Source organism: Bombella mellum (genome assembly GCF_014048465.1).
Taxonomy (GTDB): domain Bacteria; phylum Pseudomonadota; class Alphaproteobacteria; order Acetobacterales; family Acetobacteraceae; genus Bombella; species Bombella mellum.
The window spans coordinates 53058-67521 of sequence record NZ_PDLY01000003.1 but is presented as its reverse complement, the minus strand read 5'-3'; the positions used below and the strand labels follow the sequence as shown (position 1 = coordinate 67521).

11 protein-coding genes and 1 tRNA gene are annotated in these 14464 nt (G+C 63.7%); 4 read left to right on the top strand and 8 right to left on the bottom strand.

All coding sequences use genetic code 11. The features are described 5' to 3' along the window. The first annotated feature begins 270 nt into the window (after positions 1-270). The gene (locus tag CPA56_RS05160; protein ID WP_182040977.1) at positions 271-1923 is read left to right on the top strand and encodes a hypothetical protein; all 1653 of its coding nucleotides are present in this window, start codon (positions 271-273) and stop codon (positions 1921-1923) included. Between the two features lie 148 nt (positions 1924-2071). Here the strand turns inward: CPA56_RS05160 and CPA56_RS05155 are convergent. Next, positions 2072-2147 (bottom strand) — tRNA-His (locus CPA56_RS05155). A 276-nt stretch (positions 2148-2423) separates the two neighbouring features. Here CPA56_RS05155 and CPA56_RS05150 point away from each other — a divergent pair. After that, complete coding sequence (locus CPA56_RS05150) at positions 2424-3878, top strand: SulP family inorganic anion transporter (RefSeq protein ID WP_182040976.1); 1455 nt, start codon at positions 2424-2426, stop codon at positions 3876-3878. Positions 3879-3946: 68 nt separating this feature from the next. Here CPA56_RS05150 and hflX read toward each other — a convergent pair whose 3' ends face one another. The 7 genes from hflX to CPA56_RS05115 all read right to left on the bottom strand — a co-directional run bounded on the left by hflX (position 3947) and on the right by CPA56_RS05115 (position 11595). Next, entirely contained in the window at positions 3947-5269 is a 1323-nt protein-coding gene (gene hflX, locus CPA56_RS05145; RefSeq protein WP_182040975.1) for a GTPase HflX, read from the bottom strand. 114 nt (positions 5270-5383) lie between these two features. Next, positions 5384-5611 (bottom strand): RNA chaperone Hfq, encoded by a 228-nt coding sequence (gene hfq, locus CPA56_RS05140; protein WP_182040974.1) that lies wholly within the window; start codon positions 5609-5611, stop codon positions 5384-5386. 11 nt (positions 5612-5622) lie between these two features. Continuing rightward, a complete protein-coding gene (ntrX, locus tag CPA56_RS05135) occupies positions 5623-7050 on the bottom strand; it encodes a nitrogen assimilation response regulator NtrX (RefSeq protein ID WP_182040973.1) in 1428 nt (475 codons plus the stop codon). A gap of 9 nt (positions 7051-7059) precedes the next feature. After that, positions 7060-9417, bottom strand: coding sequence for a sensor histidine kinase NtrY-like (locus tag CPA56_RS05130; protein WP_229707463.1), 2358 nt, complete (start codon positions 9415-9417; stop codon positions 7060-7062). A gap of 17 nt (positions 9418-9434) precedes the next feature. Next, a complete protein-coding gene (locus tag CPA56_RS05125; RefSeq protein ID WP_182040972.1) occupies positions 9435-10175 on the bottom strand; it encodes a helix-turn-helix domain-containing protein in 741 nt (246 codons plus the stop codon). Then, positions 10175-11224 (bottom strand): tRNA dihydrouridine synthase DusB, encoded by a 1050-nt coding sequence (dusB, locus tag CPA56_RS05120; RefSeq protein WP_182040971.1) that lies wholly within the window; start codon positions 11222-11224, stop codon positions 10175-10177. The genes CPA56_RS05125 and dusB overlap by 1 nt, the downstream gene beginning before the upstream one ends. A gap of 89 nt (positions 11225-11313) precedes the next feature. Then, positions 11314-11595 carry a hypothetical protein gene (locus CPA56_RS05115; RefSeq protein ID WP_182040970.1) on the bottom strand — a complete coding sequence of 94 codons (282 nt, stop codon included), beginning with the start codon at positions 11593-11595 and terminating at the stop codon, positions 11314-11316. 139 nt (positions 11596-11734) lie between these two features. Here CPA56_RS05115 and CPA56_RS05110 point away from each other — a divergent pair, with 139 nt between their 5' ends. Both CPA56_RS05110 and CPA56_RS05105 read left to right on the top strand, forming a co-directional pair. Next, positions 11735-12793: a quinone-dependent dihydroorotate dehydrogenase gene (locus tag CPA56_RS05110; protein ID WP_182040969.1), complete on the top strand. Its 1059-nt coding sequence runs from the start codon at positions 11735-11737 to the stop codon at positions 12791-12793. A gap of 31 nt (positions 12794-12824) precedes the next feature. Next, a complete protein-coding gene (locus CPA56_RS05105; protein WP_182040968.1) occupies positions 12825-14351 on the top strand; it encodes a glycosyltransferase family 2 protein in 1527 nt (508 codons plus the stop codon). The last annotated feature ends 113 nt before the right edge of the window (positions 14352-14464 follow it).

Below are 14464 nucleotides of genomic sequence, written 5' to 3'. Positions count from 1 at the left end.
GACGGACAGGACATCCTGAAGCCGGAAACAGGTTCAGGATGTGGCCTTATTGCGGGAGACACGGAAAAGGTCAAGCCCTCCCCTTCGCACACCCCCACCCATGAGGGGCGGAAAACAGCCATTTTTCCCTATATGGTATCATGATACCGCAAAATAATCTTCCCCTCTCCGCCATTTTCCAGCAGGAGGCCCAGCCCCCATTTGCCCATAACTTCGCCAGAGGGTATTGTGCCGGTTCATATCCAGAGTGCCCAAGTGAGGTGTGTCAGCATGCAACGGTTACGGCTTCCCCTCTGTCTGGCCTTTCTCGTTCTCATCATGGGGGGGCTGGGCATCTACCGTGAGGCCGGAAACCGTCTCTCCCATGCGCTGGAACGATTCAGGACGGCCCTGCCCGCCGGAGCGGACTTCCATTACAGCAAGGTCCGTCCCGCCTTCCTGCTGGGTGGCGTGACGCTGTATGACGTGTCCTTCCATTATCAGGAGACGGACTTCCATGCCCGCCGGGTCCGGTTCGGCTACCCCAAGATGCTGTCCAGCGGAACGCTGAGTCTGGCAAGCCTGCTGCTCGATTCACCCAGCTATGCCGACCGCACCCACCACATCACCGCCACCGAGGCCTCGTTCCATCACCTTCTCATCCCCTCCTCGGCGGAAACGCTCCATGAAGGACACGGCGAGGCGGACAGCATGCGCTCCCTGGCGGCCATCATGTCCTTTGAACCCGAGGATGTGACGGCCCTGCGGTTCGAGCACATGCAGCTCAACCAGCTTCAGGTCACCCGCACGGAGGATGCTCCCTCCTCCACGGCAGGACGGAATACGGCCCGCCCCTTCACCATCCAGACGCTTTCGGCCGACATGCTGGTCGTGGAAGGATACGGCCAGGGGATGCGGGTCCATACCCTCATGAACGGCCTTTCCCTCTCCATCCAGCTGCCCGGTGGCAGTGGAGGAGCCATTCCCCCCGTGCTGCGGCAGATTCTCCTGCCCAATACCGGCAATGCCACGCTACAGCCTGACGCCCCCATGGAGATGCATCTGGCCCTCCAGCATCTCGAGGCCCGGGAAGGCTACATCCAGTGGCTGAAACGCCCCTTCCAGCATTCAGGCAACCCGGCGGAAGCCTTCTGGCAGGACCCCGCCGCCACCCTGTGGCAGAAGCCCGGCAAACTGGAGATCAACGGCCTGTCCCTTCTCTTCAACCAGAACCACCTGCGCCGCACCCTCATCCTCAACCACCTGTCGGGTGAACGTCGGGCCGGAGAGAATGACGACCTGCATACGGAGGGTGACCTGCACGGGCTGACCACCCGCATCTCTCCTCCCCCCTCGCTGATTCCCTCACCCGTCAGCATGCCGACGGACTATCACATCACCACCACGTCGCAGAAAAAAATGGGGGAATGGCAGGAGAACCTCCGGCTGCGTACCGTCTTCGGCAAGGACAGCCCGGCCCAGCTGATATCCGACTTCACCCTGCCAGACATCAATCCCCTGCATTTTGCGGATGACAGTGCCTCCCGCTTCCTTCAGGCCGGACAGTGCCTGGGAACGGAACTGACCGTGCAGGGACTGGACATCTTCTCCTATTACGGCGTCCTGATCCATCAGATCGCCCCGGCCGCCGATGGCCCGAAGTCCACCGATGACGCCTCTGACAAGCCGATGATGGCCGCCCCCAAAGGCTCCCTGATGGCCGAGCAGGGCTATGTCATCACGCCCCGCTTCAATGCGCTGGCCCTCCAGCGGCCGATTCTGACACCCGTACTCGACTTCCTCTTCAATCCCGAACGGCGTGCTCTCGCCTTCAAGACCGGCCCCCTCTCCCTTGAGGAACTGGCCCACATTGCCAGCGACACCAATGACGAGACACGGTTCGACCGGCTGCATGTGCTGAGTGTCGTCACGCAGGAACAGTAAAGCTCAGGGCTCAGGGCTCAGGGCTCAGGGCTCAGGGCTCAGGGCTCAGGGCTCAGGGCTCAGGGCTCAGGGCTCAGGGCTCAGGGCTCAGGGCTCAGGGCTCAGGGCCTGCCTGACACGACCACCATGTTTTTCAAGGGGAGACTGCTGGGGCGAATGACGGGATTCGAACCCGCGACCACCGGTACCACAAACCGGCGCTCTACCAACTGAGCTACATCCGCCACACAGCGACCTGACATTTATTAAATCCTGCTTCTGCCGTCCAGCCCTCAAAAGCATTTTTGTCACATTTTTTTGGAACATGCCCCCTCCTGGCCGGGAGAACCCGCCACCATGACGGGTTTCCGACACGGCATGGCCACAATGCTTCACAGCCTTCCGGCAGCGGCCTATAGTCGTCGCACGACCGGCCGCACCGGGCCGCCAGTACGGTGACCACGGCAGAACCATGTTGTCTGCCCCAACAGCCTCAACAGAGAGAAGGACCAGCCGCATTCATGGCCAGTGATTCCTACATCCAGCAGTGGACCCAGAAACCCGTCAGGGAGATATTGGCAGGCATGGTGGGCACGTTCGCCCTCATTCCTGAAGTCATCGCCTTTTCCTACATTGCTGGCGTGTCACCGGCCGTCTCGCTGTTCGCCTCCTTCGTCATCTCCGTCTCCATCGCCGTCTTCGGAGGCAGGCCGGGCATGATCTCCGGGGCCGCCGGGTCCGTCGCCTTGGTGCTGGCACCGCTCGTCCATGCCCACGGCCTCCAGTACATGCTGCTGGCCACCCTGATGGCCGGGGGCCTTCAGGTCATCTTCGGGCTGCTACGCCTCCACTCCCTGATGCGTTTCGTCTCCAGCGAGGTCCGCACCGGCTTCGTCAACGCCCTGGCCATTCTCATCTTTTCCGCCCAGGTCCCGCAGATGCTGGGCGTGAGCTGGCAGACCCATCTGCTCATCATCATCGGGCTGGTCATCATCTATCTTCTGCCCCGGCTCTCCAGAGCCATTCCCTCACCGCTCATCTGCATCATCGTGCTGACGGCCATCACCATCATCCATCCGATGCCGGTCCGCACCATTGCGGACCTCGGGGCCCTGCCGACAGGCCTGCCGCAGTTCACCCTGCCGCAGCTTCCCCTGAATGCTGAAACGCTCGCCATCACCTTCCCCTACGCACTGGCCGTGGCGGCTGTCGGGCTGCTGGAATCCCTGATGACTGCCAGTGTGGTGGATGAGCTGACGGACACGCACGGCACACCGCAGAAAGAATGTACCGGGCTGGGAATCTCCAACATTTTCGTCGGCCTGTTCGGCGGGATTGCCGGATGCGGCATGATCGGCCAGACCGTCGGCAACCTGCGCTATGGCGGGCGTGGGCGGCTCTCCACCTTCACGGCCGGGGCCTTCCTCCTGCTGCTGATGGTCGTGCTGCACCCGTGGGTGGCCCGGGTGCCGGTTGCCGCCCTCGTGGCCATCATGATCATGGTGTCCGTCAGCACCTTCGCCTGGGGCAGCCTGAAAGACCTCTTCCACCACCCCAAGCTGACCAGCCTCGTGATGCTCGTCACCGTCGGCGTGGTCGTGCTGACCCACAATCTGGCGGCTGGCGTGCTCGTGGGCGTCCTGCTCTCCGGCCTGTTCTTTGCATGGCATACAGCCCGGCTGGTGCAGGTCCGCTCCACGGAAGAGCATGACATACTGACCTACCATATACAGGGTCAGATATTCTTTGCCTCAGCAGACCTGATGGCCGAGGCCATGACCTACACCACCCATGCCCACCGGGTGACGCTGGACCTCTCCCACGCCCGCTTCTGGGACATCACGGCCGTGCAGGCCCTGGAGAAGATTGTCGAGAAATTCCGCAAGCACGGCAAGGAGGTGACCGTCTGCGGGCTGGACCATGCCCAGCATGGCATCCTCACCGAGCAGTCCGATGAAAAGGCCTTCACCATCTGAAGAAGGCCCGACCGGTAGCCCGGATACGGAAAACCCCGGCAGGATGACCTCGCCGGGGTTTTTCATGATCAGCCGTCCTGTTCCGGCATGAGGGCCAGGGCCGGAAACTGTCGGACAAAACGCTGCTGGTCCGCCGGGAACAGACGGACCCGAAGATCCAGCCTCTCCTCATCATCCAGCCGTTCCATCACCTCCCCATGCTCATGCAGCCATGCCAGTGCGGCCCCATCCGCGACAGGAACCTGCACCGAAAACTGCTTCATGGACCGTGTCATGAAAGCATCCAGAACCTCCATGAGGTCCGGCAGCCCTTCCCCCGTCAGGGCGGAAACGGCCACGCTGCCCTCACGGCGGGGCACGGCTTCCGTACCGCCCAGAAGATCAGCCTTGTTCAGTACCTCGATCGTCCGTTCCGGCCACGCCTCATCCAGCATCCCGTCGGCCGTCATGTCACCCAGAACGGACAGCACGTCCTCCCGCTGGGAGGCACTGTCCGGATGGGCGACATCACGCACATGCAGGATGATGTCCGCCTCCGCCACCTCTTCCAGCGTCGCCCGGAAGGCGGCGATCAGCTCGGTCGGCAGGTCGCTGATGAATCCCACCGTGTCGGACAGGATGACCCGGCGGCCTGAAGGCAGGGTCAGGTTCCGCATGGTCGGGTCCAGCGTGGCGAAGAGCTGGTCCTGCGCATGGACACCCGCCCCGGTGATCCGGTTGAACAGGGTGGATTTTCCCGCATTGGTGTAACCCACCAGAGCCACGACCGGGAACGGAACCTTGCGGCGGGCATGACGGTGCAGGCCACGGGTCCGGCGGACCTGTTCCAGCTCCTTCCGCAGCTTGACCAGACGTTCATCCAACATCCGCCTGTCCGCCTCGATCTGCGTTTCACCCGGGCCGCCAAGGAAGCCGAACCCACCACGCTGCCGCTCAAGATGCGTCCAGAGCCGGACGAGACGGGACCGCTGATATTCCAGATGCGCCAGCTCCACCTGCAGCACACCTTCCCGTGTGGCGGCTCTGGCTCCGAAAATGTCCAGAATCAGGCCGGTCCGGTCCACCACCTTGCAGCCCATCTCTTTTTCCAGATTGCGCTGCTGGGCAGGCGAAAGACGGGCATCAACCACCACCACGCCCACGGACTCCGCCCTGACGATCTCCGTCAGCTCCTCCAGCTGTCCCGCACCGAGGAGGGTCGCCGGACGCTTCGTCCGCAGCGGATAGATGGCCGTATGGACGATCTCCAGCCCGATGGAGGCCGCCAGACCCACCGCCTCCTCAAGCCGGGCTTCCGCAGCCCGGCCTTCAGCGAAGGCCTGCTTCTCCGCAGGGAGAATGACGGCGGCGAGTGTGGGCTTGCGGGCGGTTTCCTTGGGCTGACGTCTCAAATCCGGAACATCCTGTCTTCAAAATCCTGTATCGGCCTTCTTCAGGCCCGCCTCATATGGGGCGGAGACCAGCGGGGCACAAGCACCCCCACACGGCAGGGCGGGAAAGACGTGTCAGGACAGGTCCGACAGGGCCGCCACGGGCATGATGGTGCTGACGGCATGTTTGTAGACGAGCTGCACATGCCCGTCCCGGCGGAGCAGCACGCTATGGGCATCAAACCGTGTGATGACCCCCTGGAGCTTGACCCCGTTGACCAGAAAGACCGTCACCGGCTCTTCCCGCTGCTGCACATGGGCCAGGAACTGCTCCTGCACGTCACGTTCCGTCTGTTCCGACATGGCTTCCCTCATCACTTTCCATCCTGCCCGTCACGCCCCGAAAGGGCCGTGGAACGGTCTTCCTGCGTCACGCCAAGCTGCTTGAGCTTACGGTGCAGGGCACTCCGCTCCATGCAGACGAAATTCGCCGTCCGGCTGATGTTGCCACCGAAGCGCATCAGCTGGACCTGAAGATACTGCGTCTCGAACTGGTCCCGAGCCTCCCGCAGGGGCAGGCTCATCACGTCGGCATCTGGGGTCAGGCATGTCATGGAGGGTGCCCCCTCCCGCACGACTTCCGGCAGCATGTCCGCCCGGATGACATTCTGCCCGTCCCCATCCCCGCTGGGGGCCAGAATGAGCATCCGTTCCATCAGGTTCCGCAGCTCCCGGACATTCCCCGGCCATTCATAGGTCTGGAGACAGGCCAGCGCATCGACGGCAAGCGTCCGGACCGGCAGGCCGGAGGACCGGGCGCAGCTCTCCAGAAAATGCTGGGCCATGACCGGGATGTCCTCGGGACGCTCCGAAAGGGCCGGCACCTGAAGGGGCACGACCGCCAGCCGGTAATACAGGTCTTCCCGGAAGCGACGTCTGGCGATCTCGGCCTGGAGGTCACGACTGGTGGTGGCCAGGACACGGACATCCACCTTGACGCTGTGCCTGCCCCCCAGACGTTCGAACGTGTTGACCTGCAAGGCCCGCACGATCTTGCCCTGTGTTTCCAGCGGCATGTCGGCCACTTCATCCAGAAGCAGGGTGCCCTTGTGGGCACGCTCCAGCAGCCCGGGACGGCCCGGCTGGTCATCCGTGCCCTCGACCCCGAAAAGCTCCTCCTCGAGATGGTCGGGAGCCAGAGCGGCACAGTTCAGCACCACGAAAGGGCCTTCCGCCCTCTTGGATTCCGCATGAATCAGCCGTGCGACCACTTCCTTGCCCGCCCCGGCAGGACCGGTGATCAGCACCCGGGAATTGGTGGGAGCCACCCGGCTGATCTGCCCCCGCAGCGCATTGACGAGCGCACTGCTGCCCATGAGGGTGCTCTGCTCTCCCGCCCTCAGGCGCAGCTCGGCATTCTCCTTGCGCAGCCGTGCCGCCTCCAGCGCACGGCGGACAATGACCAGAAGACGGTCGGACTGGAACGGCTTCTCCAGAAAATCATAGGCCCCCTGATGCAGGCTGGACACCGCCGTCTCGATCGTCCCATGACCGGAGATCATGATGACTGGCACGTCCGGCTGCTCCTCCCGGAACAGGCGCAGCAGGGCCATGCCGTCCAGACGGGAGTTCTGGAGCCAGATGTCCAGTATGACGAGCGAGGGACGGCTCTCCCGGAAGGCACGAATGGCCTCGTCGGACTCTGCGGCACTCCGGGTGACGTAGCCGTCATCCTCCAGAATCCCGGCCAGCAGGAAGCGGATATCCGGCTCGTCATCAACGATCAGAATTTCATGCTCCATGGGATACCTTCATGATCCGCTCACGCCCTCTGCCGCCGGACGCCCGTCCGGCAGCGGGAAACTCAATGAAACCAATGTGCCAGCTGTCCCCTTGTCCCAAGTAGCGGCAAACGCCTGCCGTTCCTCCTCTGTCAGGGAACGCAGATGCAGCCGTCCCTGATGGGCCTCCATTGCCCGGTGCACGATGGCCAGCCCCAGCCCCGTCCCCTTTTCCTTGTGGGTCACGTAAGGCTCGGTCAGACGCTGATGCTCTCCGGCAGGCAGACCCACACCATTGTCCGCCACGCCAATGATTGCCGCTCCATCCTCGAGCGTCAAGCTGAGGACGATCCAGCCCACCACGGGCCGACCCTCCGTGACATGACGTCCTGTCATGAGAATGGCATCCGCCGCATTCTGTAGCAGATTGATCAGGGACTGACCAATCAGGCGATGATCGCACCGTACCATGACCGGCCCGCCAGCCGGAACATCCAGCCGGTAGGCAATCTCCGGATGGGCGTTCTGCTGGAGGAACAGGGCATCCCGACACAGGCGTACGAGGTCATGCTCGGCCATTTCCGGCCTTGGCATCCGGGCGAATGACGAGAACTCGTCCACCATGCGGCCGATGTCCCCGACCTGCCGCACGATCGTGCTGATGAGCTGGTCGTAAATCTCCGGATCTCTGGCGATCTCCTTGCGGAAACGCCGCCTCAGCCGTTCTGCCGCCAGCTGGATGGGGGTCAGGGGATTCTTGATCTCATGGGCAATGCGGCGGGCCACGTCGGCCCAGGCCGCCTTGCGCTGCGCCACCTGAAGGAGGGTGATGTCATCGAAGGTGACGACATAGCCGCCCCTGTCCTCATGGGCGTTCTGGTCCGCCACAGCACAGACGAGCAGGGTCCGGCCCGCTCCGGCCCCGCCACCACTGCCCGGACCGCCCGGCGCACGGGCTCCCTCCGTGTCGATCTGTATCTCCGCCCCATGCTCCTTCTCGGGATGCTCCCTCACGGCCCGCAGAAGTGCCGCAAATTCCGGCACGTGATCGGCAAGGGGACACCCCTTGGCCTGCTCCAGATCACGCTGGAGAATGAAGGAGGCGGCCCGGTTGGGCAGCTCGACATTCTGGTCGTGATCCAGCCCGATCACCCCGGCGGACACGCCGGCCAGGACGGTCTCCGTGAAGCGGCGGCGTTCATCGATCTGGTCATAGGCCATCATCAGCTCGGACCGCTGGCTGGCCAGCTGGCTGGCCATCAGGTTGAAGGCACGGGACAGGGCCACCAGCTCATCCTCACGGTTCCCACGGCTTTCCACCGGGACACGGGCCGTCAGGTCACCTCTGGAAATGCGGCGGGCCGCCCGGATCAGCAGGCTGAGCGGCCGGGTGATGCGATTTGCCTGGGACAGACCGCTGAGCATCCCCACCGCCAGCACCAGCAGGCCCATCAGGGCAAGAAGCACGACAAGCGTCAGCTGTGTCTTGCCACGGTTGTTGAGCATCCGCTGGTAATCCTGCACCAGCGTGTTCGTCCGGGTCATGTGATGAAGGATTTCGGGGTCCACCGGCCGGGTGATGACCAGCATGAGGCCGGAATTTCCGCCCAGCGAGACCACACCCCGCACCACCTGCGCCTCCGGCTGGTCCAGCAGCACGACCTCACCCGTCCGGGCCATGGCGGCGACGGACCGGGGCGGCAGCTCCTTCTCCGGGTCTCCCGCCCGGATGGCCAGGAGACCGCCGGTGGCGATGATCTTGTAGGTGATCGGATTGAAGATGATCGCATCATTCAGCCCACGCTCGGTCACCTCATCTTCCAGAAGGGCCTGAAGACGGGACTGGTCATGGAAGAGGTCCGTCCCGTGGGCGAACATCTCGTCATTCTGGACCGTCAGGAGCGTGTTGGCCAGAGCGAAGGCTTCCGTCCTCGTATTCTCGTTATGCTCCCGCAGATAGCCCGCCGCCACGGAGCGGGCCTCGCTCAGGGCCGTGTTGACCCGGTTCGAGAACCAGATTTCCACACCATAATGGAAGAACAGGGCTGACAGGGCACCCACCATCAGGGTGGGGGCCACCGCCACCACGCCAAAGAGCATGACGAGCTGGCTGTGCAGCCGTGCCCCTGCCTGCCCCATGCGCCGCTCGGCCAGCATACGGCCGATCTGCCTCACGGCCGCCGCCCCGATGAGCATGATCGTGATGAAATCCAGCAGGAACAGCAGGGCCTGCGCCCGTGGCACCCGGGCAAGGGACACCCCGCCCGCCAGCACGATGAAGGTCACGAATGTCAGGACAAGCGCAATGACCGTCAGGATCACCACGCCATCCGGGCTGGTCAGTCTCCCGAGAAACGCACGCACCCTGGCGGCAAGTCGTCTGATCATCACGATACCGCCCCCTTTCAGCGATCCCCTGACCGGGAACCGGACCGGGGAACCGCAATGTGCAATTCCTTTATGCGCTTGCGCAGCGTGTTGCGGTTCAGCCCCAGCAGGGAAGCGGCCCGCAGCTGGTTGCCACCCGTATGCTGCAGGGCCATCGCAATGAGAGGCCGCTCCACGGCTCCCACCACGCTGCCATGCAGGTTGCAGCTCCCCGCCTCCAGTCCGGCCCGCACATAGCTCCGCATGACAGGCTCGAACATGGCCGCAAGTCCTCCGCTCCGGTCACCGGACAGGGCACGGACGGCCCGCAGCCGCTCCGGCCCGAGGCATTGTGCCGCCGGGAGAGACGCCAGCCAGTGTTTCAGCCCGTCTTCCAGCTCACCATGCCGCAGCAGGGTGGCCTGATCATGGCGGCTGGCCACGACGACACGCACCGTTTCCTCCCGCCTCGCCTGGGACCTGTGCGCCAGAAATGCGGCAAAACGCCTCTGAAGCTCCGGGCACAGACAGTCCAGCTCATCCAGCAGGAGCGTGCCGCCCCGGGCCTGCTCCAGCCAGCCATTGCCTGCCGTACCAAAGAGCCGCTCTTCCCGCAGGGCACGGGGAACGGCCGTCAGCCCCGCAACGACGAACGCTCCCCCGGAGCACGGGCTGTGGGCGTGAATCCTCTGGGCCACATCCAGCCGCTCCTGCGAGCTGGCACCATAAAGAAAGAGGGGCCGCATGGCCCGGACCTCACGGGCCGTCTGCTCGCCCATCACGCCACATGCCGGGCAAGGGCAGCTTCACGGTCACGCACGATACCGGCCGCGATGGCGTCATCATAGAACCGCTCCAGCAGGGTGATGACGGCAGGAGCGGAATCCAGCCGGTTCACCTCCGCCCGGAAGGCCGCCGACCCCGGAAGACCGGCGGAATACCAGGAGACATGCTTGCGGGCGAGGCGCAGCCCCGGCCGCTCCCCGAAATGGTCCATCATCATGTGATAATGCTTCAGGACGATCTCTTTCTCCGTTGCGAGATCAGGGTCCGGCACGTCCACGCCACTCCGCAGGGACTGGGTCAGCTGGGCGAGGAACCAGGGCCGCCCGTAGCACCCCCTCCCCACCATGATGCCGTCCGCCCCCGAATCCGCCAGGGCCTGACGGGCCGAGGCCATGCTCACGATGTCACCATTGACGATCACCGGAAGCCTCACCGCCTCCTTGACCCTGCGGACGAACTTCCAGTCCGCCCGGCCATTGTAGAACATCTGGCGGGTCCGCCCATGCACCGTGATCATGCGGATGCCGACATCCTCGGCAATGCGGGCCAGGGCAGGAGCATTGAGATTCTCATGGTCCCAGCCCATCCTCATCTTCAGCGTCACGGGCACGTCCACCGCTTTTACCGTCGCCTCCAGCAGGCGGGCGGCAAGAGTCTCGTCCCGCATGAGGGACGATCCGGCCATCTGGCCGATCGCCACCTTCTTCACCGGACAGCCGAAATTGATGTCCACGACATCCGCACCGCCCGCCACGGCGATCTTCGCCGCCTCTCCCATGGCCTGCGGGTCGCACCCCGCCAGCTGGACGGCATTGACGCCACCGGCCCCGGCACTGCGGGCCATGCTCAGGGTCCGCTCATTCTCCCGCACCATCGCCCAGGAGGCGATCATCTCCGAAATGACAAGCCCCGCTCCCAGCTCCCTGGTCAGCCTGCGGAAAGGCAAGTCCGTGACGCCGGACATGGGGGCGAGGATGACGGGGTCATCAATCACGCAGCCCGGGCCCAGAGTGATGGGCGGCAGAGAAATCGGATGTGGCATGGATGTCGGGTACCTGTCAGGTCTTCGGTGGAGCGGATCGGGCGGGGATTTTACCGACCGGCCATCCAAAGAGCAAACATCCGCCAGCCTCACCCCTGTCTGCGGCGGCGTGCCCGCCGCATGGACAGAATCTCCCGCTCATGCCGCCGCTCACCATCCGGGGTGATCTCGAAGCGGCCGTCCTTCCTCTGTCTGGCCAACCCCATCTCGGCCAGCCGGACCAGACAGGATCGGTCCTTCAGGGGGGCACGGAAGTCTGGCATCCGCCCTTCCGGCGGAGGCCCGACCGGGCGGCCCGTCCCGCCACTCAGCACCAGCCGGTGCAGGGCCGACCGACAGCAGGTCTCCAGATACAGTTCATCCCAGCTCATGATCCTTGCTCCTGACGTCTCGACATCTCATAATCCTTCATCGCCACGGCGCACCACTGCCGACAGTACCGCAAATTTCCTTGACAAGAGGGGCCATGCGTTCTGAAAGGTTTTTTAACCGCCAGTAAGGGAAGAGTGAATGCTCGATATCGGAAAAACAGCCACATGGCTTCTGCGCCGTCTTGATCCCGAAACTGCACATGAGCTTGCCATCCACAGCATCGCCCATGGCCTCGCAGGGCGGGGACGGCCCGATCACTCGGCCCTGCGGACCGACGTGCTGGGGATGTCCTTTCCCAATCCGATCGGTCTGGCGGCCGGTTTTGACAAGAACGCCCGTGCCGTACGGGGGCTGGCCAGCCTGGGATTCGGCTTCGTGGAAACCGGCACGGTCACGCCCCGTCCCCAGTCCGGCAATCCTCGCCCCCGACTCTTCCGGCTGACCGAAGACCGGGCCATCATCAACCGCATGGGCTTCAACAGCTGTGGCATTGACAGGTTCTGCCAGAATCTGGCCCCGCTGTTCCACCCCGACAGGAAGGGCCACGTCCAGCCTGCCAGCGCACCGCTGGGCATCAATCTGGGCATCAACAAGACGGATGCCGACCCTCTTGTCGATTACCCCGCCCTGGTGGGCCGGACCAAGTCCTACGCCAGCTACATCACCATCAACCTGTCCTCACCGAACACGCCCGGCCTCCGGGACCTTCAGGCGGCGGACATGCTGGGCCGCCTGCTGGAGGCCATCCAGACCGCCCATCCCGACCGGCCCCCGCTGCTGGTCAAGCTGGCACCCGACCTTGGCGACAGGGCCTATGCACCCATCCTCCAGACCGCCATTGACGGTGGAGCCGACGGCCTCATCCTGACGAACACGACACTGGCCCGCCCCACGAGCCTCCGCAGCCCCCACAAAGCAGAGACGGGCGGCCTCTCTGGGGCACCGCTGGCCGAACGGGCACGGGACGTGCTCGGACTCGTGAGCCAGCTCAACGCCCGCCGCCTCTGCCTCATTTCCTCCGGGGGCATCGAGACCGGGCGGGATGTTCTCGACCGGCTCAGGATGGGAGCGGACCTCGTGCAGGTCTACACGGCCTTCATCTATGAGGGACCCGGCCTTCTGACACGGCTGAAACAGGAGCTTCTGCAGGAAATGAGCCGGGCAGGCATCCGCAGCCTTGCCACCCTCCGCCGCTGAAACACCGTCACGCAGGACACCGTATCTCCCCATGAAAATCGCTCTGGTCGGCATCATCAAGAACGAAGCCCACGACATCCTGTACTGGCTGGCATGGCATGCCCTGCTTGGCGTTGACAGTTTCATCCTCTTTGATGACGACTCACAGGACGGGACACGAGACCTCATAAAGGCAGCCTGCCTGCACTGGGACATACGCCTGTTTCACATCACGGAACACAGCCTTGACCTGACGGAACAGGGACGCACGAACCGCAGGCGGCAGGTGTATCTGGATGCCCTCGCCGCCATTGGCGACCATTATGACTGGGTCGGTTTTCTGGACACGGACGAATATGTCCGGCTGCGCACGCACGACACGCTGGGCATGCTCCTCGATTCAATGGGGACGGATGTCGGAGCCGTGGCTTTCAGCTGGCAGACATACGGTCACAATGGCCACATCACGACCCCCAGCCTCCCACCTTTCCACAGTTTCAGCCGTCACAGCCCGTTCGATGATGACATCAACCGTCATGTGAAAAGTTTCATCCGCCCGTCCTGCTGGCAGGAAGGCGAATGGGGCAACACGCATTACTTCCCGCTGAAACTGGGCAATTATGTCACCCCGTCCGGCCAGCCGCTCGACTGGTCCGACACGCCTGGCATCACGAAGGGCCGGCCGGACTGGTCCGTTGCCAGCCTGATGCACTTCCGGAACAAGAGCCTGGAACAGTTCGTGGAGCATGCCCGCAACCACAGGGACCTCGGGCTGTCACTCTCCGAACACCAGCTTGACCAGTGGAACGAAATCGAGGACACGTCCCCTCAGGAAAGGACGACCGACACCCTACGCTGGATGAAACCCGTCGTCATGTCGGGCTGTGTCATGGCTCTTGAGCAGATACGCCAGCTGCATCCCTCCACGGGCGATTTCACACCTCCCTGCCCGAAACAGAAACCCACTTGGTTCAAGATGTTTGCCCTGTACCCCAGGGAAATGCGCCGCATCACCGTGAAGGACGACCTACTTTACGACACGGGAGAACCCACCAGGGAACATGACGATTTCCAGCTCTTCATGCTCCAGAGCCAGCAGCACCCGAGAGCCGCCTTCCTCTTCGGTCTGGACGGAGCACAGCGGATCAAGGACTTCTTCATCCTTCAGGATGGCCGGCTGACCGGCCTGCCCCGCTATGACATCCTGCCTGTCGTCGAACAGACGTCCGTTGCCCTGAGGCAGCGGGGCAATGTCTTCCACCGGGGGCAGTTCCTCTGTTCCGCCCCCAGGGAACCCCTCATGCCCAACCGGATGAAGGCTGATCTCTGGGAATGTTTCCTGGCCATCCCGCAGGACACGATGCCCTCCGGGACCTCATGGCTGAGCCTGCCTGCCTTCCATCTGGCAGAAATGGCCCTCCAGTCCCCGTCCTTCTCTCTGGAAACCATCGCCGCCCTGGCCGAGATCGACCGCAAGACCACGGCATGGCTCCTTCCGCTGCTGGCCGTGCATCTCGATGAGCTACAGCTCAGGGAGCTGCGTGGCTGTCTGGGTGCCCTGTCACCGTTCATCCTGTAAGACCGGCCGCTCCAGATACACAGTCCACCAAAAAAGGCTCACCCCCCATCATGGAGGGTGAGCCTTTTTCACATCAGGCCGTTTCCGGCACCACGCTGCTCCCGACAGGCCAA

What these genes read in the sequence shown, in the direction of transcription:
- CPA56_RS05160 (WP_182040977.1), top strand. Translation starts at nt 271, where the DNA reads ATGCAACGGTTACGGCTTCCCCTCTGTCTGGCCTTTCTCGTTCTCATC.
- CPA56_RS05150 (WP_182040976.1), top strand. Translation starts at nt 2,424, where the DNA reads ATGGCCAGTGATTCCTACATCCAGCAGTGGACCCAGAAACCCGTCAGG.
- hfq (WP_182040974.1), bottom strand. Translation starts at nt 5,611, where the DNA reads ATGTCGGAACAGACGGAACGTGACGTGCAGGAGCAGTTCCTGGCCCAT.
- ntrX (WP_182040973.1), bottom strand. Translation starts at nt 7,050, where the DNA reads ATGGAGCATGAAATTCTGATCGTTGATGACGAGCCGGATATCCGCTTC.
- CPA56_RS05130 (WP_229707463.1), bottom strand. Translation starts at nt 9,417, where the DNA reads ATGATCAGACGACTTGCCGCCAGGGTGCGTGCGTTTCTCGGGAGACTG.
- CPA56_RS05125 (WP_182040972.1), bottom strand. Translation starts at nt 10,175, where the DNA reads ATGGGCGAGCAGACGGCCCGTGAGGTCCGGGCCATGCGGCCCCTCTTT.
- dusB (WP_182040971.1), bottom strand. Translation starts at nt 11,224, where the DNA reads ATGCCACATCCGATTTCTCTGCCGCCCATCACTCTGGGCCCGGGCTGC.
- CPA56_RS05115 (WP_182040970.1), bottom strand. Translation starts at nt 11,595, where the DNA reads ATGAGCTGGGATGAACTGTATCTGGAGACCTGCTGTCGGTCGGCCCTG.
- CPA56_RS05110 (WP_182040969.1), top strand. Translation starts at nt 11,735, where the DNA reads ATGCTCGATATCGGAAAAACAGCCACATGGCTTCTGCGCCGTCTTGAT.
- CPA56_RS05105 (WP_182040968.1), top strand. Translation starts at nt 12,825, where the DNA reads ATGAAAATCGCTCTGGTCGGCATCATCAAGAACGAAGCCCACGACATC.